A 19,899-nucleotide genomic window follows, 5' to 3' on the forward strand; every position below is an offset into this window, starting at 1 on the left:
CTCAATCCCTACAGCTGGCGATCAGGTCGCCGAAGAATTCGGACCTGTCGGCGTCGACGATCATGGCTTCATGGGTAGTGTGTAAAATGCGGCCGTCGGCATCGCGCGCGGCCGGCATGGTATCCCACACGGACAGATCGGCCTTGGGCTCCAGCCCATCCGTGGCGGCATCGCCCGGTCTGCGGGCCTCGACAAGCGCCAGCTCGGCCACCTCGCCAGCCTCGGGCGTGGCCGGCTCCGGCGTATCTCCGGGATGCCTTAGGCCGATTTCTTCTGCTTGAGCGCCGCCAGCACCCGATAGTTGTTCGCGATCCTGCGCATATCCTGCGCGTTCTCCGGGTGGTTCGCCGCTTGGGCGCGCGCTTCCATCCTGCGCGCCAGCTCGAGGCATTGCTCCGGCGTCTTGCCTGTCGTCGAAGAACGGGATGTCGAGTTCATCATAGGGCTGTTCTCCGAGGTCCGTTTCGGTGTCGGCCCTCAACCTATAGTCTTCATCGAGCGCCTTTTCCAGCGCGGAGACGGGATCGGTTTCGTCATCCACCAATTCGGCCGCGCGTACGATTAGCGTGTCGTCGATCTCGCCCAGATCGAGCTCTGCGCGCGCCGTGTCTATGTCGTCGAGCAACCGCCGGTATGCCGCCTGGGCCTGCTGGCGCTGCTCATGCTCCAGCCATTCGAATTCACGCCCGCCATCCTCGCGCGCAGAATAGACCGGATCCCCGCCAGCTTCCTTCGACAGCAGGCGCAGCAGATCGTCCGGTGTCGATTCCGCAACTGCCCGCTCTGGATTGCCGTAGATGTTGTCGAAGTAACCGGCCTCGGCGGCGGCCTCGCGCGCATAGTCGAGCGTGCGGCCGCGCGGCCGGACAAGCGCGCCGGAGCCGGGAACGAAGCGGCGGGACAGCCCCATGCCGACCAGCTCACCGCCTTCATCGCGTATGCCGCCCTCGGACGCCAGGAATCGCATGAGGCTGACAGGCCGGCGCGGTGCCGGGCCAACCGGCATCTGCTCGCGCGCAAGGCGATCGAGCATCAGCGAACGTCCATCGTCCGGCGCTTCGGCCGCGCGCACGGCCTGCGCGGCAAGCGCTTCCGCCTCCATGTCCGACATGCCCGCCGGCGGGTCGCCGAAAGCCACGCGATCGAGCGCGCGTTGCTCGGCCGCAATATCTGCGGTGCGCAACGCAGTGGGGTCGGCCTTGACGCCGAGCGCATCCGCGATCGCCGCCAGATCGCCGGGCTGGGCTTCGCCAGCTGCGGCGCGGGCGAAAGCCTCTTCCGGCACGCTGCGGCCGAGCACACGGAAAACCTCACGACCACCCTGCAGCATGCCGCCGAAGCCACCGCCGAACAGGGCGGCGAGTCCCACCTGCTCGAGAGACGTGGAAATGCTGGCGTCGACGCCCGCCTCCTTCTTCCACTCCTGGCTGGCGACCTGAATCGCGCCCTCGATGCCGGCGTTGATGGCGGCTTCCGTCAACACGATCTGCAACAGCCTGACGCCCACGGTCCGGGCCGGGCCGGAAATCCCGCCGCCGGCGAACAGGCCGGCGACCTGCACGGGATCGCGGAACATCGCGGCAATGCCGCCCCCGAGTGTGTTGCCGAGAGACCGGGCCAGACCCAGTTCAACCCGATCGGCCCGCGCCGAGGCCTCGGCCGCCGCTGTCTCCGCCGAACGGGTAAGCGCGGCTGCATCCTCCCGCATGGGGCGGTCCGCCGCTATGATGCCGGCCAGCTCCGGGCGACGGCGTACGAGGTCGGCCGCCTGCCGCCGCCATTGTTCCTCGCGGTCTTCGAGGAGCGACCAGGCGTCGCCCCCCTCGCGGCGAACGCGGGAAGCTTCCTCGACATAGGAGGCGGACTTGCCGTCACCGCGATAGGGGTTGAAAAGCTGCTCGCCGGTCGCGTCGAAAATGGCCTTGTTGCGCCGCTCATAGGCTTCGGCCATGGCATTATCGACTGAATTCGAGTTGTCCCGGTAAAGCGCGAGGTCGCGTGTCGTGTCCCACAGCGCACCGGCCGCCTGGTCGCGGGCAGCTTCAGCTGCGACGGTGTCCCCATAGTTAGGCGCGAAAGTCGGGTTCTCCCCGAAATTGCTGCCATAGATCAGCATCAGCGGAAGGCTCCCGGCACGCGCGGCGCGAGGCGGTCGCGCAGGGCGACGACATCGAGCACATAGGGATTGCCGTCGCTGCCCATGATCCATTGCGGATCCGGGCTTGCAGGATCGCCGAGGGCAAAGGCGAAGCCGCCGGCGACCGCCACGGGGCGGGCATCGCGAAGGGTCGCCGCCATCGAGCGCTCGACGCGCTCTACGACAGGCGCCAGGCCAAAGCCGACCGCCCGGCTGCCGATACCGGCCTTCGGTTTCACGGGAAGCACCGCCAGGTCCTCATCCGTGATCGCCTGCAGAACGTCCTCGAACAGATCCGCGCGGATGGCCGAAGGGATCATCACCTTGTCGCCGCTGCTGATCCATGAGCCGCCGACGCTGGTGAATCCGCCGAACTGCACCCCGCGATCGAAGACCGCGCCGGCGGCTTCCTGGACTGCCTGCGCATGTATCTCGATGGCTTCGCCGCTTTCCGGATCGAGGCCGAGTTCCGAGATTCGCTTGCGCGAGATCGCGGCCGCCGCATTGGCAATGCGCGCCCTGTCCTTGCCGGCAAGCGCCAGCGCATCGCCGGCCACCTGCCTGAAATTTTCACCGGCGACGGCCGGCTTCAGATCCTTGAACGCCTTGCCGTCCGGTCCTTTGCCATAGCCAAGGATCACGTCCTCGGCGGCCTGCGCCGATCCGTCGCCGGCGATGATGGCCCCGGCTTCGGCGATCATGGGCGCATCCTGCCCGAATTCGGAAAGCACCTGCGGCGCGGCCGAGCCGGCGCCGGCAACGATCGCGCCGGCCATGGCCGCGCCGGCTTCCGGGTTTGACCGGATCGCCTTGCCGAGCGCCGCCGCCTCACCGGCCTTCAGGTAGCGCACCGGTGCGCCCAGCTCGACGGCAGCCTGCTCGGCCGCCTTCGCGCGCGCCGACATGATCGTGCTCATGTCCTCGGCCGTGGCCGCGTCCGTGAGCAGCGGCGTCTGGGGCACGATGCCCTGGGATTCCGCATAGGAAACGCTGTCGGTTGAAATGGCCCTACGCTTCTCGGCCACCATCTTTTCGGCGAACGCCAGCGTGCGCAGCTCGCTTTCGGTGGGTTTGTCGCCATATTGCCTGCGCAGGCCGGCGACGTGCTTTCCGGCAGCCGGCAGGCTCATGTCGCGGATGGCGCGGCCGGCCGAAATCTTGGCGAAGGTCTCCTGCATCACGGCCTGGCCGCCGGGTGTCGTTCCGGCATCCAGCATCATCTGCGACAGTTCGGCCTGGTTGATATCCACACCGGCAAGCAGCCGGAAAAGGCCAGCCTGTCGCCCCGCTCGCGAAAATCGTCCGTCTTGCGCTTGTCGCCGGTGCGCTTCGCCGTCTCGAGCTTCTCGAGCGAGCGGTTGAGCGTGGACCATCCCTCGCCATCGAGGCCGGCAATGCCGCCATCGGCGAAGTCGGCTTCCAGCTCGGCCCGCATGTTCTTCACGCCATCGGCATCGAGGGCGTCGGCCTGCTTGCCGTAGAACGCCAGCGCCGTGTTGCGCCGGCTTTCCAGCTTGGCTTTCGCCGCCGCCTCGGGTGACAGAATGCCGCGATCGACGGCGGAGTCGTAGTGGGTGTCGATAGCAGCCTGCGCACCGGCGATGGCATCGCCGGCATCGGGGTTGGCTGGATCGAAGTCGGCGAGCAGCTTCTGCTGGCTGGTTTCGAGGTCGGACGTGCGGGTTACAAACTCGGCCCTGTCCCGCGCCTCGAGCTTGAGGCGCTGGTTTTCGCGCGCCTGGCCAAGGTAGCGCTGCGACAGGTTGTCGAAGCCGAGCTCGTAATCCAGCTCGATTTCCGGAAAGATATGATCCTTCTTCAGCTGGCCCTTGAGCGTGCCGAGGACGATTTCCAGCTGGGCCGGATCATCCTTGTACAGCTCGAAAGCTTGGCTGACGGTCGAGCGCATTTCGGTGTCGACCATCTGCAGATAGGCTTTGGTGCCCGCCTCATCGTAAGCCCGCCCATAGATTGTATCGGAGCCGGACGGCCGGAAGCGGCCACCCGCGATAGTGATGGTCGGGTCGGTCTGCGACGGCTCCGATGATATAGAATAGCCGCTTTCGGCTTTCCGGATCCATAACTGGGCGAATTCGCCCGCCGTCATGCCGGGTCGCCCGCCATTCAACCGAACTGCTTTTTCGCCAACGACGCTAACCGCGCTGGCGTTGGGATTTCGCAGAAGCTTCTCTGCACCGCCGGCACCCTGCTGGTGCGCAAGGTAGAGCTCACCCGGCGTCGGATCACGGCCAAGCACCCGGCGCAGATGGTTGCGGTTATCGCGCATGAGGCGCGCGCCGGCGTCCGCCGCCTCGCTGGCGTTATAGCGGTCTTTCAGGCCGTACTGCGAGGCAGTGCTATCGATGAACTGAAACAGGCCGCCTGCTGAACTGGTTGGATTCTTGGCGCGGGGATTGCCGCCACTTTCGATCTGGGCGATTGTGCGCAACGTCGCGGAATCCACACCATGACGGGCCGCCGCGTCATCGATGGCGGCATTAACCTCGGGCGCAAAACGTCCGCCTCGTGCGCGGCCACTTCCCCCGGCGCCACTGTTGCCTGTGACACTCGCCGAAGGCCTGCCTTCCAGCGCCGCGCGTTCCCCGGCGGCGGCACCCGCTCGAGCGGCCTGCCTGTCCGCGATTTCTCCCTGTTGCGCCGCAAACCGGAACAAGGCCTGCGATGTGCGCTCAAGCAGGTCGCTGCCGGGTCGCGAAACGGCAAGCAGCCCTTCGGCCATCAGCGGTTCGGTACGAAAGGGGCGATAGGAAACAGGTTCGCGCTGCCGATTCGCCATCAGTAGCCACCCCGCTGCGAGAACGACTGGAGGGTGTTGATGCCGCCGATCAGGCCATTCAGCCAGCCGGCGCGCTTCGCCTGTTTCGCCCCGGCGCGGTAGTTGGCTGCTCTTTCAGCCAGCCGCGAAACCCGCGTCTGTTCAGTGCCGGTCGCCATGGTCAACCCGAGATCGGCTTCGCGATAGGCATCCTTGCGGGCGGCGGCGGCCGTGCCGAAGGATAGATCGGCACCTGACGCGGCATAGGCCACGTCCTGCGCGCCCTGGGCATCGGCCATCTGCCGGCGGATCGATTGCCGCCGATTGATTCCCTGCAGCGTCTCGAGCTGCTGTTCGCTTTCAGCATCCTGCGCCGCCAGCTCCATCTGGGTCGCCTCGGCCTGGCCGGCACCGACAGACGACAGAACGCCGAGAACTGAAGCCGTTCCCTGCAGTATGGAGGAAAGCGAAAGGCCGGAGGCGGCGGCCGGCGCTGCAGCTGCCACCCCGGCGTTTGCCGCCGCCCAGGTCGTTCCGGCCGCCGCACCCCCGCCGCCGAACAGGCTGGATATCCCTCCAAGCAGCAATTCCATTACAGCTTCGCTCCTATGCCGATGTCGCGCACGCGCAGTTCGCCGGGCCGCGTCTGGGTGATGACGGCCGTTGTCCCTGTCATGAAGCCCGGCAGGTCGGAGCCGGCCACCACGATCTGTTTCGTCTTGGCCGGCATGGGCTGGTCAACCGGATCGGTTGTTTCATGCAGAACGATGTCCACCGGAGGCTGCCCGTTGGCTCCGACCGCGATCGAGCTGGTGTCGGCGATATTGACGATCAGCGTGTGGATGCGCCCCGGCCGGTGCAGGACTTCATCTGCCGGCGTGACGTAGACCTGCGGCATGGTTTCGAAATGCGGCGCGGTCCACCTGCCTACAAGCACATTTGAATAGGCATCCTCGATATCGATGACACCGCCCTGCACTGTGAACGGCCCCAGCACATAACCATCGGCCACGGCCCAAAGCTCGGCACCGTCCTCGTACGGCAGGTCGATTATTTTTCCGGCCAGATCCGTGGAAGCATCCACGGTGTCCTGCAGGAAGATAGTGGTGTCGTAGAGTTCGATCGAGGTGCGCCCAGACCGCTCGATCGCCATCCAGAGCTTGTTGCGGCCATCGACGCCAACTTCCCGAACCGCGCCGCTTCCTGCCGCGATCCATTCGCAATATCCGTTGATCTCCTGGCTTTTGATCATCTGGGTGACGATAACGCGGCCATCGGTGCGCATCAGCCAGCCGCGCGCGGCGTCGAGATCCTGTTCCGGCTTCTGGCGAACGGACCTGATAACCTTGTCAACGAGATGAGACGCGAGCAGCGACACGGGATCGGCTTCAAAGGAGGTCGCGGCCGAGGTGACGCTTTCCTCTACCCGGAAGAGCTGGCGTCCGCCTTCGTCGGCCATATTCAGGCCTTCCGGATTGATCGCCACATAGTAGAGCTGCCCTTCCAGCTCGAAGGGCTCACAGGTCGGCTGGGCTCCCATCTCGCTGCAGATGACAAAATTGAGCGGCGTGTTGCGCTCGATCGTACGGTTTGGAATGAAATAGGTGGCCCGATCTGTGAAGACGAAGAAGTAGTTGGATTCCTTGACGTGAAGGATCGTTTCCGAGGTCTGCGAACGCAGTTTGTCGAGACGTGCGGCGTTATCCGCCTTTGCATCGACATTCAGATCGAAATATTCGCCGACACGGCTTAGCGACAGGGCTCCGCGAGCGGCAGGAATGCGGGCATAGGCCATGCGGTCCTGCAGGAGGCTGGTTGTTCGCGGCCAGCCGCGATCGACAGAGAACAGATCTTCCTTTTCCGTTTTGCCGATCTGGGTGTGATAGGCTAGAGCCGATGCTTCCGCCGTGTTGGCGATCATCGCCGACATTTCGTATTCTTCGCCAGCGAGTGTGCCGCCGAATGCAACCCGGATTCGGCTCGCTGCCGTGCTCCCCATGTCATGCCAGGTAACCGCGACGCCGGGGCCTAGACCGGGAAGGCCTTCGAGAGCTGTCTGCAAGGAGCCGCAATAGCTCGCCCACTGGGCCGGACTCATGCCGGACGCGGCCGCAGGCGTAGTGATCGCGCCCGGCGTTTCGCCGTTGACCGTGATCTGCAGCGCGATTTCCCAGCCGGATGAATACCGCACGGTGATATCCCAGACATCATCCGTCTTCGGATAGTCGCCCCCCAGGTCCGCCTTCGGCACTGGATCATATGGCCACAGATCCGTGCGCCAGTCATTGAGCGCCGAAGCGCCCATGAGGAAAAGGCGCTGGCTGCGCAGGTCGCCGTGAAAGATTCCGATCGTATTGCCCTCGGCATAGAAGCCGATATCGGGAAGCATCGTCGAGGTGACATCAGGCACATGAGCCGCACCGACATAACCTGCATGCGTGTAGAAGTCGGCCACGCCGGCTGTCAGAAAGCAGGAAATCACATCACCTTCATCCGTGGTCAGTTCGGTGAAGCGTGGCCGCAACGGCTCGCCGTCCTCCCGAGAGGCCGTGACCGTCAGTCCGGAAACCGTGGCCGATACCGAAAACGTCGCGACGATGCGCAGGCCGGTCGCAGTCACGAAAGTGCCCGGCGCCAACGCGGCCAAACGGGTGGCCGGCGATACGCTGCTGACGTTGAACGGCCCGGCGATCCTAGTCCAGACGCCCGACACCTGCGCTTCCACGTCGAATGTGGCGTGGCCGGCGCTGATCGCCAGTCCGGACGCCAGCACGGCCGCGATGTCGCCGGCGACGGTGCCAGCCCAGATCGTCTTCGTTCCGGTGTGCGGCCCCGGTATGAGCGCCGCACCCGTGATCGCGACCGCGGAGAACGGCTTGCGCCACTGGCCGATCCGGCGGCTTCCGCCCATGCGGCGAAAGCCCGACTGCGGCACAGGCTCGATGTTCTTGAAGGCAAGACCTGCCGAATAATACTGCTTGATATCGACACGGCCCCTCATTTCCTGGCTGAACTCGCCGGCATTGCAGGAGCGGATCGGGATCGTTGGGCGCGCGACCATCAGAAGCGCCCGTGCCAGGGGCTTGAAGCCCGGCCGGCCGTGAGCGGATCGGCGGCAAGCAAGGGCTCGCCGACAGGCGCGCCGGCGAGGTCCTGCGCGATCAGCCGGCCGAACAGGCCCCCCGCGCCACCCTGCGATGGGGAGCCGAAGGCCCGAGCTTCCATTTCCGCCGCAAGGTCGGGATCCTGCGTTTCGGGAATGGCGAGATAGGAGGCCAGCGCCGTGGCGAAGGCCGACAGGAAATCCGGCGGCCAGTATTCGGGATCGACGGCGGCCTTGTAGCGCGCGAAAGCCGTTTGCTCGGCACAGAAAAGCGTGTCGCCCTCGATGTCGAAATCGCGGATCAATATGCGGCACTGCGCATCTCTGGTGAAGCGGCGCGGCGGCCCGATCCGGTTGCCGGGCAGGTCGAAGGCGTACGGCCAGCCGTTGATCGGCTGGCCGGACTGGCGCGTGAGCGAGACGGTGCGGCGGGTGAAGGTCCAGTCTGCCAGGCCGAGGCAGCGGGCGAGGCAGCGCGGCCAGAAGATCGCCACGTTGCGCCCGAGGTTGGTTTGATCGTCGGTCGAAAAACGGGGCGGCTGGCCGAGTTCGGCCAGCGCCCAGTTCACGATCATCGGCTTGTCGATCGCTGCTTCCGCCATGGTGAAGCCCGCCGGCCGCGATCAGGGTGCCGCGAAGGCGTTGGCCACCGTCACATTGCCGGAACCGGGTGCGGCGGTGACCTTCAGCACGTTGGCGACACCGACGCCGTCGGCGACGGACATGCAGTGGATGACGTCGTTCACCTTCAGCGTTTCACGTGCGTCGTTGAAGTAGCCGGCGGCCAGCACCGTGGCGTTGGCGTCGGCCGTGGCATAGGCGAAGAAGCCGACGGACTTCGAGGCGGTCCCGTAGGGAGAGGTCACGAACCGCGCGAGGCTGCGCTTGTCGAATGCCATGGGAATGGTCTCCTGTTTGGCGAGAGGGAAAGCCGGGCCGGCCGTGACCGGCCCGACGCTGGATCAGGCGGCTTCCTTGGTCGGGATCGGAGGCCGGATCAGGTTGGTGAGCTTCTGGAAGCGCAGGCGCTTCACGCCGGCGCCCTGGATGCCGATCGCGGCGCCGCCCAGCCCGTTCTTGACCAGGTAGGGCGTGCCCTGCTTGGTCGGCACGGGCGTGATGATCGGCGCTTCCTGATTCCAGGGCGTTTCCGCGCCCATAGAATCGCGGTGCCAGATGAACGCTTCCTGCTTGCCGGCCTCGTATTCCGTGAAATACTCGTCCGGCCCCTCGATGTAGTTGATGCCACGCAGCGTCTTCATGCGCATGCGCTGCACCTTCGAGAACGGCGCGTTGTCGAGCCCGACCCACTGGGCGTCGGCGAACTCCTTGTAGAAGCAGAGCTGGCTCATCCACTTCGCCGGCAGGAGGGTGAACACCTGCACCTCGCCGGTTTCGTCCGCGCCGGTGGCCGCGATCTCGGCGCGGGCGCGCTCGAAATCGAGAATGTCGGGAATCGCCGAGCCGTCGCCGATGGTGTCTACGCCGGAGCTGCCGAGATTGGCGAAGGCGGTCAGCGCGCGGATCTTGATCAGGTCGCGTTCGCGCCGGATGGCGTTGACGATCAGCTTCGCCAGCGTGGCCTGCTCGTTCGGGCCGGCCTTGTACGCGTCCTGGGTGCGCCACCATTCGGAAGCCTCATAGTCTTCCATGGTCACCTGCACCGTGGTCAGGCCGGGTCCGTTGACGGGCACGTCCTCGATGGCGCCGGTGAGCTTGTAGACCTTGCTGCGGCCGGCGATCGGGAACTTGACCGTGTTCGCCTGGGTGTCGCCGCTCATCATGGTGCCGTCGAGCAGGCCGCCATGCGACTGGAACTGGATGGTGACCTGATCCTTGATTTTCTCTGTGAACCAGGCCTCGATTTGCTTGGACATGGGAAACCCCTTGAGTTTGCGTTTCAAGCATCCTCGGGGCCGATAGAGCCGGTGCGGTCGGGGTCCGGTGAAGGATAGCCCGCCGCGGCCGGGTCGCTCCCTTGGTTGCGCCGGTCGAGCATGCCCCGGCCGGCGCAGCGTCAATTGCGAAGCCGGGTCCCCGTCAGTAAGCGCGCAGCGCGAAACTTAAGGACGGGGCAGATAGAGGCGGTCAGCGGCCGATAACCCGGCGATACTCCTGATCGAGCGCTTCATATCTGGCCCGATCGAATTTCGGATGCTGCGGCTGCATCTCCGGCGCGGCGAGCTGCTCGCGCAAACGCTCGCGCTCGCTGTTGCCGGCGGGCGCACCGCCATCGCCGGGAAGCGGCTGAGCCCTGAACTCGCCGGTCATTTCCGCGCGCATGAACTCGAGGAACTGGTTGCCCAGCGCCGTGTCCATGAGCATGAGCAGCGCGTTTTCGCCAACCTTGGGGTCGAGCTTCGATTTCCCGTCCGCGCCGGGCTTCATCATGAGCTTGATGAAATCCTCGTTTTCCTGAAGGCGGGCATCTATGGCCTTGTCCTGGTCGGCCTTGGCCAGATTGCGGGCACTCTCCGGAATGAGCGCCGACCGTTCCGCTTGCGGATCTATGACATGCTCGAGGATGCCGGCATCGGCGGCGGCCTGATAGATCGCCGTGGTCATCTTCTGGAAGGTGCCGACGGGAACGCCCTCTTCCATCGCGATCTTCGCCGCGGCGGAAAATGCTGGATCGCTGCCGATCTGGCTAAGATGTGACCGGAAGGCCTCGGGAGCCTGTTGGACATCGAAAGCGCTATAGGCCTCGACGTTATCCGGCACCTTCCGGTCTGAATCGCGCTGGCGATAGCCGGCCAGCGCCGTGGCCATCTTGTCCATGGTCTCCCGATCGTCCTTCCCGTACATGGTGTCGGGCAGGCCTTGGGGCCGGTAGGGATCGGCAGCACCACCGGCGGGCGCGGCACCGGAGCCACCGGGAGGCGCGCCCGCCGGCGGTTCTGCGCCGCCGGGCTGCGGATCGGCCGGCGGAGCGCCGCCCCCATCACCTCCATCGTCCGGCGCGCGCAGCGGCAGATATCGTTCGAAAATGGTCCTCATGTGCGTGGCTCCTTCGGCTGGTGTAAAAGCTGTTCCCCATCGGCGATCGCGCGCAGGATGACGTATCCGACCGCCGCGCGGGCCTCATGGGCCTTGGCGGCGAGCGCGGCCATCTGGAAATCGCCGGAGATCTGCGGATAAGGCGCGCGGCAGGTCAGGTCGCACAGCCATTCCACGATGCGCCGGCCCTCGGCCGTGCCGTTGAAGGCGGCCAGCACCTTCTTCATGTCGTCGCCGGGATCGAAACGATCATGGGTTCTGGCGGGAAAGAACGCCTGGTTGAGGCCTTCCCAGCTGGGCGCGGCCTCGAGCAGCCTGTCGATCGCCATGGCCTGGCGCGAAAACGCAAACGGACCGCTCATGCCGCCGCGGCCTCCGGCTGGGCCATCGCATCGACGATGTTGGGCGCGGCCCGCACCGCGCCCTCGGCCGCCACGGCCATGGCCTGCTGGGCGGCAGCTTCGTCGGCCGCCTGCTTGCGTTCGGCTTCCGTGGTCGGAATGTCGGGCGGCACCAGCATGCCGGCACGCGTCCGGTCAAGGAAACGATCCAGCGAGATGTATTCGCCTACACGTTCCGGCCCGACGACAGAGGCGACCAGCTGGTAATAGTTGATCGAGGCCTGTAGCTCATCCGCCTTCAGCGCCGCCGCCATCGGCGAATTGATGTACATGGACACGATCAGCTGGTTGAAACTCATGAGTTCGGGCAGGATTCGCCACTCGTGCAGGATTTCCATCACGCGCGGCACCAGCACCTGCGGGCCCTCGGCGTTCAATCGGCCATAGGCCCCGACATGCACCTTGGCGTTCTGCGCGGCGCGCAACGCCACTTCCGAGGCCGAGGGCGGCGTGCCCCCGTCGTCAGGCATACGGGTGTCGAGCAAGGCTTCGCGGATCTGGCGCTGGCCGTCGCCGATCACCATGCGCGCCGCCTGCAGGTTGCCGGACGCCGTATCGAGGCGCTGCACGTCCGGCCCCAGCACGCCGCCGGTCGATTGCATCGGCCAGAACTCCGCCGGCCCCACGCGCACCGTGTCCGGATCGAAGGTGCCTCCCGCCCGATAGCCCCAGATGCCGAGCAACTGGATGGCGGCCGCCTTCAGCGCCAGTTCCTGCGCCTTGTTCACCGTCCTGATGGTCGGCAGCGCGAACAGCACCGGGCCGCGCCCGTAGGCTTCGCCCGGCCAGCGGTAGAAGCGCATGACGGAGATCGGCTGGGTCAGGTAGGTTTCCTGCGCAAGGAACCCGCCATCCTTCTCGAGGTAGGCGACGAAGCGCCAGCGGCCGTCCGGCAGGCGGTAGAAATCCTGATAGACGGTGATTTCCTGATACGGGTTCTTGCGCGCCTCTTCCCTGAAATTCGTGGGATAATCGCCCCGCGGCCATGCCTCGAGCACGGCTTCCCGGCCGAGGTTGGTGCGCTTCCAGGATACGAAGTTCACGCGTCCCCACGCGTCCTGGGCGATGGCGATCTCATCCTGCGGAAGGCATACGAAGCGCACCGGCTCATTCATCGAGGGGCCGCGCAATGGCAGCACCGCGCCGGTGCCGAGCGTCAGGTCCATGCAGGCTTCGTGCATGGTGGTGTCGAACTCGCCCGTTTTCATGAACGGATAGACGAAGTTCGCCACCCCCTGCAGTTGCCTGTCGAACGCGATCTTTTCCTTGACGGAAAGCTGCTGGGCGACCAGCGGGCCGGTTTCGGCGATGAACGGCGTCGAGATCGGGAAGACCTGGCGCTGGATCTCCCCGGCGCAATGAACGGCCGAGTTCGGGCCGGTCATGTCGAAAATCATCTGTGTGGGGGCCTTGATCTTGCCGTCGCCGCCCGGTCGGCGGTTTGGCAGCACGTAGTCATAGGCCTCGTTGTAGAGGTGGTCCCAGCCGGCGCGCTTCAGCCAGACCTGCCGGGAGCGCAGGCGCTGTTTCTCAACCGGCGTGCCGCCGTCGCTGCGCGAGGATTCCGCCATCAGCTAAGGTCGGATTTCTGGGCAGCGTCGGCGACGAACAGCCGGCGGCCGCGCGGATTGCGGCGGCTGGCGCCGGTGCGCTCCTCATTCGCGCGCAGCTCGGCCAGCTGGCGGTCGTTGGCGATCTGCTGTTGTCGTTTCTGCTCTTCGGCCGCCTTCTTCGCCGCATTGTTCCCGAACAGTGAATTCATGCCGCTTTTCCCTGTAGATCCACACGCCCGGCTCGAAATCGCCATGACGATGGAAACCGACCAGCATCGCCATGCGCTGGCCGGCGCGATTGCCGCGCCGGATGCGGGTGACGATGATGTGAGTTTCGGCCATGGCCTTCAGCGTCAATTGCGTTATGCGAACCAGGCGCTTCATGTGCCCGGCGGCCGCCGGCGCGATCGACAGCGCCATTTCTGTGCGCCGCCATCCATGCCGGCCGAAATGGGCGATCGCCATCGGTTCATCGCCGCGAAAGACGGCGACCGTATCGACGTGACGGGACTGGGCCAGCACCATCCGCCTCGCGCGTGCGCCTGCACCCGCGAGGGCGAGCACGGCCGAGGGCGGCGCGGGCGAGACGATGCGCCAGGCCGTCACGACTTGAACACGTCGAAATTGCTGCGCGCCGTCACCGAACGGATCGGAACCACATTGGCCGGACGGCCCATCTGGGCGGCGGTTTTCTTCACGGCCGAGGGGCCGCGATAGCCGAACAGCAGATACTGCCAAGCCTCCATGATGTGGGAATACTCGTTTTTCTCGATCTCCAGGCTATCGGTCTTGGCCAGCGTCGAATGCTTGGTGAGCTGGTATTGCGACACGAATCCGCGGATCGTGTACTTGCAGAGCGGATCGACCAGCAGCCGCGGCGTGTTGGCGTCGATGTCGCCCAGGTACCAGTCTACGGCTTCGAAGCGGGAGCCGAGATCGTTCGAGGCGGTCGGGCTGATCGGGATCTGCAGTGCGAGCTGCACGGTCTCCACCCAGGCCAATTCGCCCCGCACCTTGTCGGCGCCGTACCAGCTCGAGGGATCGGCCCATGCGCCCGCGCAACGCATGCCGCGATAATCCTTCAGCAGCACTTCCATGATCATTTCGGCAAAGCGTGCCGGTCCGGTTACCGTGTCCGGCCGCGACACGACTTCCCGCTGCGCCCGGAACTGGCCGGTCGGCATGAACTGGCCTATGCCGCAGGCAGGCCGGCCACCGGCGTCCATGCCGAGATAGAATGGCAGCTCCGGCACGATCTGCAGCGGCTGGTCGGAGCGGCTTTTCTGGATGTTGAAACGCGAGAAGATCACCGTGCCCGAGGCTTTCGGCGCGTACATTCCATGCACATTGCGGCGGGCGTCCGGCGCATCCGGCCCACCGAACTGCCGTTCCTCTTCCTCGTACTTGTGCCGGGCCTTGCCGACGCGGTTTTCCGCTTGGGGCGACAGGCCGGAGGGCTGGGAGAAGAAATTATAGCCGGGCCACTTTTCCGGTTCCTCGATCTCGCGCACATAGGTCCAGTTGGTTTCGTCCGGCGGATTGAAGTCGCCGCACACGATGCGCGGAACGTTGATGGACTGCCGGCCGCTGTCGGGATCCGTGATCCAGCCCAGCCGGTCGCCTTCCCATTCCATCATCTCGCTTTCCGGCGGGTAGCGGCCGGTACGGCCATAAAGCAGACCAGGAGCATCTTCGTGGATCAGGTCGCATTCGTTGAGCCAGCCGCCCGAGATCTCGTAACCCTTGAAGAAGCTGTCGAGATTTTGCTCGCCGATCGCGCCGAACTGCATTTCCGCCCGGACCTTGGTGATGCGCTTCTCCCACTGCCCCTTGGCGATGTACCAGGAACGAAGCACGTCCCATTCGAGGATGTGCGTCACCGGCCGGTCGATGCCGCCCGTGAAAGCCCCGCTTTCGCTTGCCGTGTAGGGGCCACCCTTCGGAAACGCCTCGAGCCATGACGCCAGCGCCGTCTTCGCCATTTCGCGATAGGTATCGCGCACCGCCGCCCAGCGCACATGCACGACGCCATCCTTACAGATCGGGAAGTCCACAGCGGAATGGCGCACGATCTTGAAGATCGAGGCGACCGTTTTGCCGGAGCCCCACGGGCCGCGTATGAAGTCGAGCGGCCCCATGGAGCGCACATAGCGTTCGGCCACCGGCCCCGGAAACCGATAGTGGCGGATGAGATCGAAACCCAGCCCTTGACCCATGACCCATCACCCTCATTGCCACGCGGCTCGCGCGCCCGCGGCCCGATTCAAGGTCGAGAATGTAATTCGTGCGCCCCGCCGTCCTTTGCGGGCATGCTTCGACATGGGCCGTGTGTGTGAGGCACAGCCCCCGTGGGGTGCTGTGGGGCCGCGCGGTTTTGAAATTCGGGGCGCGCGCCCTGGCCGCCGAAGGGCATGGGGGGCGGGGTCGAGCGCCATACGCCAGGCGATTGCCCGGCCTCACGTGCACGGGCACGCGAGGTGCGAGCGATGGCGTTTTTCAAGCGCACATGATTTGCCATCATGTGCAATTGCAATGAAATCAATGCGTTACCTAGACGTGCGACTGGTCCGGCTTATGTCGCACGGCCTCGCCATCGATAAGCCCTTGATTTTGCTCACTATCGTCTGGCGGCATGAACTCGTCGCCGGCGAAGCCCTGCCCGGCCATGATCGCGATGTTGTTGCCGTCGCCGATCACCATCAGCGGGCGCTTGTCGCCGACCGGCAGGTCGAGCTGCTGTGGCTTCTTCGAATGATGGTAGTTCATGATCGTTTCGGCCGCGCCCTTCATCAGGCCGAGCACTGCCAGCTTGCTCCCGGCCGTATTGGCCCCGACGAGCCGGCAGAGCTGGGCGAAGTCGGCCGACTGGATCAGCGACAGCGTAACCCATGGGTCGCGGTGCCCCAGCGCGCCCAGATAGCCGATCATGTCGCCATTCTTGCGGTTCGCCGCGCCCTTCGGCCTCCCCCGCGCCCTGCGCTGGGTCAGTACAGGTTCGGCCACCATCGCCAGGAGGTCGGTCGCCTCGAGATCAGGCGAGCCAGCCAGAAGATCGACGGGATCGGCACCGGGAAGCGCCGCCTGGGCGGCCTCGCCGCCAGCGGCAGCCGGTGTGTGTGCCTCTGACAGCGGGTCAACTGGCTTCTTCGGCATGGAAAACCCCCTTAGGCCAATATTTTAATCCGGTTACCAGCCGAGGCATTGGGTAACCTTTCGGGAACCGGCTTTTCGATAGGCAATTCAAATAGATATACTCATCGGGTTACCGGTTACATGGTTACCTCCTAACGCACACGCGCCCGCGCGCGCGTGGGGAGCTTTCCTTTTCCGGGTAACCGGTAACCAAATCACTCATGCCTCTGATTTCCTTTGATTTTTCTGGTTACCGCGTCGGGAACCCATTGGTAACCCGGTAACCGCTCCCGGCCCCAGCCGAAGCGCTATCAGCCTCGCCCGGCCGCCCTATCGTCCATTGCCAGCAATGAAAATGGCGGCAGGAACTGCCCTTCCCGATCACGGGGCGGGGGCAATTTGGGTCAATTGCGCGTGTGGAAAACATGCGATTTCTGCCTGTAATCGGGTCAGATGACGCGGGAAATCCGTCGCGGAAACCGGGCGCGGGAAAAAGTGCAACGCGCGTGAGATTGCGTTTTGCGGGAAAATTGACCGGAATTTTTTGCACACTGGCGGGGATGGGAGACGAAAGCGGCGTGGCCCTGCCGGGCCACTGGTCATTCTGATGTGACACATGGCACCAGCGCCGCCCGCCGGGGCGCAGCAATGGCCATGTGGGAGCCGGGCGGGCTCATAGTCAGCCTGTCGAAGGAATCGCACTGCAAGGGCGCGCTGGTCGCGCGCCGGCCTTCATGTGCCGCAAGGTCCTCTTGACGGCGATGGGTATATGTTCCTATTTCGTTCTTATGCCGGAACCGTCCTCACATCCCCGCCTGGTGGGCCGCTGGGCGCTCGCGAACGCTGACCAGGCCGGGCAGATTGTGCGTGTCGAGTGCTATCATTGCAGCATCACCCGGCACTATTACCCGGCCGACCTGAAGGCCCTGTTTGGAAACGTCCCGCCCAGCGGAATCCGCATGCGGTGCGAGAAGTGCGGGAAAACGGACTGGATACGGGCCGATTTCGTGCGCATGTCAGCCGCAGAGCGGCAGGCCATCCGCATTCGCAAGCTGGTAGGAGTGCGCATGGTGCGCAAGGTCATCTGGAAAGACGAGTAACCGAAAACAGCGTTACCGCGGTAGCAGATCGATAACGCGACCTTCGCGGCGGGCGCGGGCCTCGGCCATCGCTTCGAACTCGCCGCAATCGAGCGCTCGCCTGTCATCGACGCATTCTTCCCGCGTCACGCCAAACGTCCAGCGATGCCCCCAGGGCGTATCGATCGCTGGCACGTGACCGGCATCAATGCCGCAATACAGGCACCATATCAGCGCCTTTTCATAGCCGAACGGTGCAGAAACAGCCCGCCCGCAGCGCGCGCAAAAGCAGCCGAAACCAGCCTTGTCGCGCAGGGCTCCATCGCCGGCATGGGCGAAGAAATCAGGCATCGAGGCGACGATCTTCAGCCCTGCCATCAGTCCGCCTTGCTGGAATACTGCTCGAAGGCCTCGAGGTCGACCAGCAGGCAATGCTTGGCCAGGCCGTTGATCTTCACCTTGCGCGCCGGCAGCACGATAGACTTCGGGGCCTGTTTCAGCGCCAGATACCAGCCGCCCTTGTGGAAATCGGTATCGCCGAAGATACGCTGCAGCTGCGGGCCGTCCGCCGGCACCGCGAGCACCGGCCCGGCATTGGCATCCGCCTTGCCCTTGTCGAGGCATCCGAGATTGACCAGTTGCAGGCGCTCGCGTGCGCCCTTGGCGTCCCAGCCGCCATTGGAAGGGCCTCGCAGCAATTCCTCGCACACGCCGCCCACCGTCGGCCGCACGCCGTCGCGCCACTGGTCGATGGTGCTCTGGAAGAGAATGTCGAGCGCCTTGTGCCAGTGCTCGAGGTTTTCGGTGCGGTCGGCCGCGGTGGATTCCGCGATGATGCGGCCGAGGTGCTCGGGATCCTCGGCCACCGGCAGCCCGATATCCTCGAGCACTTCCTGCCCCACCAGCAGCTCGGCCGCCGCCAGCAGCGTGCCATAGGTGTCGATAGCGCGCGCCGAAAGCCCGTGCTGGCCCAGCGTGGCGGCGTAGAACGGCAGCAAACGGTCGGAAAATTCCTTCCAGCCGTCCATCACCTGGCGAAGGATCATGCGCCCGTCCGTCTCCGGTTTCAGCACCAGGTCGCGTTCGGTGCGGCCCGGCCGCTCCAGCGGGCCGAGGTTGAGCATGGCCATGCGGGTCTTGTCCTGCGGTCCCATGGGCGGGGGAATGATGGCGCTGAAGAAAAAGCTGTTGCGCGCGGTGAAGGTGGTGGCTTCATGATCCTGCCCGCCGCGGCTGATGTCGCCACCAGTATAGGCCACGCGCGCCAGCTCGATGATGCTTTCCGGCCGGTTCGTGCCCGATTTGCTTTCCAGCTCATCCACCATGAATGGCAGCGAATCGAGCTTGATGCGCTGATAGATGCCGGCGGCCGTGGTGTTCACGCTGGTCATCACCGCGCCATCGAGGGCGGCTTTCACCACCTCATGCAGCCGGCTCTTGCCGACGCCGGCGCCGCCGCTGGCGAATACGATCGGCCGGGCCTTCAGCGCGCCGCCCATCAGCGCGGTGGCGATCCAGCCCAGCACGAGCACGGGATCGAGCACCGGCCGCTGCCAGTTCCATGTGCGCAGGTCCTCGAGGATGCGCCGCGCCGGGCTTTCCCCGGCCTCAACTGGCATCGCCCAGGGCTCGATTGTCGCGGCCATGCGGGTATAGAGGTGCCCGTCATGCTGGGCCGGCCGGCTGCGCTCGAGGCGCTTGCCGTCGGCGCGCCACAGCCAGCCGCCGCTATGCCAGATGAAATTGCCGTGGCTGTCCTGCCACCCTCCCCGGCCGCGATGCTGGGTGTTGGGATCGAAATCGGGCTTGCGCGCCGCCTCGTTGATGATCGCCATCATGCACTTGTCGCGCTCGACGCGCACAACCTGCGGCGGGATGATTTTTTCCTCGGAGATCTTCTTCGGCTTCGACCAGGCCGGCCAGTAGAACATCATGGTGTTGAGGCGCGGCGCGAACAGATCGGTCAGCGCCGGCATGTCCCAGCGCTCCATCTTGCGCATGTGGCCGGTGGTGGAAATGCAATAGACGCTGCCTTCGGAATCGCGGCCGACGACTTTCACCGGGCAGTCCGGCGGCATGCGGTCGAAGGGCGCGCCCTCCCACTTGCCGGGCGGCACGCCGTTGCGCGGCTGGTTCGGGTCGGGATCGGGCGCGGAAAGCCATTCCTGCTCTTCCTTCACCCGCTCGGCATCGGCGAATGTGGCCTGCAGCGCCCGCGCGCCGGTCTGTGTCTGTGCTTTCGCCATAGTGCCCGATCATGCTGGATAGGTGCCGGCCGCCGCACGCGCAGCGGCGGCCGGCGGCGCTGGGGAGGTCAGCGCGAAGGCGTGAATCCGGTCGCCTCGAAGGGGCTGTGCGTCACCTGCAGGGCCTGCTCGCCCGGCCAGCCGGAAGATTGCGGCACCGGCTTCGCCAGCTCGGCCAGCTCGCAGCGCATGAACTCGAGCGCGGCAAGGCAGGCATGGCGAAACACCGAAAGCGCCAGCATGTCGGCGTTGCTCGGGATGGTGGCCGGCAGGCTCTTCTGGATCTCGAGGTGCTTGTACATGGCCAGCAGCGGGGCGTCGGGGTTCTCAAGCACGAAATTGGCCATGATGTCGGATTCCTCGGCATCGAACACACGAATCCATGTGAAACCCTCGATGTCGATCGGTTCCCGGCTGGCATAGGTCGCTGCCATGCCGGAAACCTCGCGTGCAAGCTGGGCGAGGCTCATTGGTG

At 65.3% G+C, this 19,899-nt stretch carries 19 protein-coding genes; 2 read left to right on the plus strand and 17 right to left on the minus strand.

What is annotated here, in order from left to right; translation table 11 throughout:
• Window position 1: 1 nt before the first annotated feature.
• The 12 genes from DES43_RS08270 to DES43_RS22335 form a co-directional block, all read right to left on the minus strand.
• Entirely contained in the window at window positions 2-2,116 is a 2,115-nt protein-coding gene (locus DES43_RS08270; protein WP_133674912.1) for a hypothetical protein, read from the minus strand.
• Window positions 2,116-3,387, minus strand: a complete 1,272-nt coding sequence (locus DES43_RS08275; RefSeq protein ID WP_133674914.1) for a hypothetical protein — start codon at window positions 3,385-3,387, stop codon at window positions 2,116-2,118. The genes DES43_RS08270 and DES43_RS08275 overlap by 1 nt, the downstream gene beginning before the upstream one ends.
• Entirely contained in the window at window positions 3,354-4,934 is a 1,581-nt protein-coding gene (locus DES43_RS23325) for a transglycosylase SLT domain-containing protein (protein WP_425359064.1), read from the minus strand. Before DES43_RS23325 ends, DES43_RS08275 begins: the two co-directional genes overlap by 34 nt.
• Window positions 4,934-5,506 carry a hypothetical protein gene (locus tag DES43_RS08285; protein WP_133674916.1) on the minus strand — a complete coding sequence of 191 codons (573 nt, stop codon included), beginning with the start codon at window positions 5,504-5,506 and terminating at the stop codon, window positions 4,934-4,936. The genes DES43_RS23325 and DES43_RS08285 overlap by 1 nt, the downstream gene beginning before the upstream one ends.
• Entirely contained in the window at window positions 5,506-7,974 is a 2,469-nt protein-coding gene (locus tag DES43_RS08290) for a phage tail protein (RefSeq protein ID WP_133674918.1), read from the minus strand. Before DES43_RS08290 ends, DES43_RS08285 begins: the two co-directional genes overlap by 1 nt.
• A complete protein-coding gene (locus DES43_RS08295) occupies window positions 7,974-8,618 on the minus strand; it encodes a phage connector family protein (protein ID WP_133674921.1) in 645 nt (214 codons plus the stop codon). The genes DES43_RS08290 and DES43_RS08295 overlap by 1 nt, the downstream gene beginning before the upstream one ends.
• A 21-nt stretch (window positions 8,619-8,639) precedes the next feature.
• Entirely contained in the window at window positions 8,640-8,915 is a 276-nt protein-coding gene (locus tag DES43_RS08300; protein ID WP_133674923.1) for a hypothetical protein, read from the minus strand.
• 63 nt (window positions 8,916-8,978) lie between these two features.
• Window positions 8,979-9,893 (minus strand): phage capsid protein, encoded by a 915-nt coding sequence (locus tag DES43_RS08305; protein WP_133674925.1) that lies wholly within the window; start codon window positions 9,891-9,893, stop codon window positions 8,979-8,981.
• Between the two features lie 211 nt (window positions 9,894-10,104).
• Entirely contained in the window at window positions 10,105-11,013 is a 909-nt protein-coding gene (locus tag DES43_RS08310) for a hypothetical protein (RefSeq protein WP_133674927.1), read from the minus strand.
• Window positions 11,010-11,375 (minus strand): hypothetical protein, encoded by a 366-nt coding sequence (locus tag DES43_RS08315; RefSeq protein ID WP_133674929.1) that lies wholly within the window; start codon window positions 11,373-11,375, stop codon window positions 11,010-11,012. Before DES43_RS08315 ends, DES43_RS08310 begins: the two co-directional genes overlap by 4 nt.
• Complete coding sequence (locus DES43_RS08320; protein ID WP_133674930.1) at window positions 11,372-12,985, minus strand: portal protein; 1,614 nt, start codon at window positions 12,983-12,985, stop codon at window positions 11,372-11,374. Before DES43_RS08320 ends, DES43_RS08315 begins: the two co-directional genes overlap by 4 nt.
• Entirely contained in the window at window positions 12,985-13,176 is a 192-nt protein-coding gene (locus tag DES43_RS22335; RefSeq protein WP_166647716.1) for a hypothetical protein, read from the minus strand. The genes DES43_RS08320 and DES43_RS22335 overlap by 1 nt, the downstream gene beginning before the upstream one ends.
• 43 nt (window positions 13,177-13,219) lie before the next feature.
• Here DES43_RS22335 and DES43_RS22340 point away from each other — a divergent pair, with 43 nt between their 5' ends.
• On the plus strand, window positions 13,220-13,684 hold the full coding sequence (locus DES43_RS22340; protein WP_166647717.1) for a hypothetical protein: 465 nt from the start codon (window positions 13,220-13,222) through the stop codon (window positions 13,682-13,684).
• Here DES43_RS22340 and DES43_RS08330 read toward each other — a convergent pair.
• Window positions 13,570-15,183, minus strand: coding sequence for a hypothetical protein (locus tag DES43_RS08330; RefSeq protein ID WP_133674934.1), 1,614 nt, complete (start codon window positions 15,181-15,183; stop codon window positions 13,570-13,572). The genes DES43_RS22340 and DES43_RS08330 overlap by 115 nt on opposite strands.
• A 334-nt stretch (window positions 15,184-15,517) precedes the next feature.
• Window positions 15,518-16,120 carry a hypothetical protein gene (locus DES43_RS08335; protein WP_133674936.1) on the minus strand — a complete coding sequence of 201 codons (603 nt, stop codon included), beginning with the start codon at window positions 16,118-16,120 and terminating at the stop codon, window positions 15,518-15,520.
• Between the two features lie 713 nt (window positions 16,121-16,833).
• On the opposite strand from DES43_RS08335, the gene DES43_RS08340 reads away from it, so the two are divergent.
• Entirely contained in the window at window positions 16,834-17,199 is a 366-nt protein-coding gene (locus tag DES43_RS08340; protein WP_245514543.1) for a hypothetical protein, read from the plus strand.
• Between the two features lie 12 nt (window positions 17,200-17,211).
• On the opposite strand, the gene DES43_RS08345 is transcribed toward DES43_RS08340, so the two are convergent.
• The 3 genes from DES43_RS08345 to DES43_RS08355 form a co-directional block, all read right to left on the minus strand.
• Window positions 17,212-17,556, minus strand: coding sequence for a hypothetical protein (locus DES43_RS08345; RefSeq protein ID WP_133674937.1), 345 nt, complete (start codon window positions 17,554-17,556; stop codon window positions 17,212-17,214).
• Window positions 17,556-19,424: a hypothetical protein gene (locus tag DES43_RS08350; protein ID WP_133674939.1), complete on the minus strand. Its 1,869-nt coding sequence runs from the start codon at window positions 19,422-19,424 to the stop codon at window positions 17,556-17,558. Before DES43_RS08350 ends, DES43_RS08345 begins: the two co-directional genes overlap by 1 nt.
• A gap of 68 nt (window positions 19,425-19,492) precedes the next feature.
• Window positions 19,493-19,894 carry a hypothetical protein gene (locus DES43_RS08355; RefSeq protein ID WP_133674941.1) on the minus strand — a complete coding sequence of 134 codons (402 nt, stop codon included), beginning with the start codon at window positions 19,892-19,894 and terminating at the stop codon, window positions 19,493-19,495.
• Window positions 19,895-19,899 lie beyond the last annotated feature (5 nt).

It is taken from the genome of Aquamicrobium defluvii (genome assembly GCF_004363725.1).
Taxonomy (GTDB): Bacteria; Pseudomonadota; Alphaproteobacteria; order Rhizobiales; family Rhizobiaceae; genus Mesorhizobium; species Mesorhizobium defluvii.

What these genes read in the sequence shown, in the direction of transcription:
- DES43_RS08290 (WP_133674918.1), bottom strand. Translation starts at nt 7,974, where the DNA reads ATGGTCGCGCGCCCAACGATCCCGATCCGCTCCTGCAATGCCGGCGAG.
- DES43_RS08300 (WP_133674923.1), bottom strand. Translation starts at nt 8,915, where the DNA reads ATGGCATTCGACAAGCGCAGCCTCGCGCGGTTCGTGACCTCTCCCTAC.
- DES43_RS08340 (WP_245514543.1), top strand. Translation starts at nt 16,834, where the DNA reads ATGTGCCGCAAGGTCCTCTTGACGGCGATGGGTATATGTTCCTATTTC.
- DES43_RS08305 (WP_133674925.1), bottom strand. Translation starts at nt 9,893, where the DNA reads ATGTCCAAGCAAATCGAGGCCTGGTTCACAGAGAAAATCAAGGATCAG.
- DES43_RS08320 (WP_133674930.1), bottom strand. Translation starts at nt 12,985, where the DNA reads ATGGCGGAATCCTCGCGCAGCGACGGCGGCACGCCGGTTGAGAAACAG.
- DES43_RS08315 (WP_133674929.1), bottom strand. Translation starts at nt 11,375, where the DNA reads ATGAGCGGTCCGTTTGCGTTTTCGCGCCAGGCCATGGCGATCGACAGG.
- DES43_RS08330 (WP_133674934.1), bottom strand. Translation starts at nt 15,183, where the DNA reads ATGGGTCAAGGGCTGGGTTTCGATCTCATCCGCCACTATCGGTTTCCG.
- DES43_RS22340 (WP_166647717.1), top strand. Translation starts at nt 13,220, where the DNA reads ATGACGATGGAAACCGACCAGCATCGCCATGCGCTGGCCGGCGCGATT.
- DES43_RS08310 (WP_133674927.1), bottom strand. Translation starts at nt 11,013, where the DNA reads ATGAGGACCATTTTCGAACGATATCTGCCGCTGCGCGCGCCGGACGAT.
- DES43_RS23325 (WP_425359064.1), bottom strand. Translation starts at nt 4,934, where the DNA reads ATGGCGAATCGGCAGCGCGAACCTGTTTCCTATCGCCCCTTTCGTACC.
- DES43_RS22335 (WP_166647716.1), bottom strand. Translation starts at nt 13,176, where the DNA reads ATGAATTCACTGTTCGGGAACAATGCGGCGAAGAAGGCGGCCGAAGAG.
- DES43_RS08270 (WP_133674912.1), bottom strand. Translation starts at nt 2,116, where the DNA reads ATGCTGATCTATGGCAGCAATTTCGGGGAGAACCCGACTTTCGCGCCT.
- DES43_RS08295 (WP_133674921.1), bottom strand. Translation starts at nt 8,618, where the DNA reads ATGGCGGAAGCAGCGATCGACAAGCCGATGATCGTGAACTGGGCGCTG.
- DES43_RS08285 (WP_133674916.1), bottom strand. Translation starts at nt 5,506, where the DNA reads ATGGAATTGCTGCTTGGAGGGATATCCAGCCTGTTCGGCGGCGGGGGT.
- DES43_RS08345 (WP_133674937.1), bottom strand. Translation starts at nt 17,556, where the DNA reads ATGGCAGGGCTGAAGATCGTCGCCTCGATGCCTGATTTCTTCGCCCAT.
- DES43_RS08350 (WP_133674939.1), bottom strand. Translation starts at nt 19,424, where the DNA reads ATGGCGAAAGCACAGACACAGACCGGCGCGCGGGCGCTGCAGGCCACA.
- DES43_RS08335 (WP_133674936.1), bottom strand. Translation starts at nt 16,120, where the DNA reads ATGCCGAAGAAGCCAGTTGACCCGCTGTCAGAGGCACACACACCGGCT.
- DES43_RS08355 (WP_133674941.1), bottom strand. Translation starts at nt 19,894, where the DNA reads ATGAGCCTCGCCCAGCTTGCACGCGAGGTTTCCGGCATGGCAGCGACC.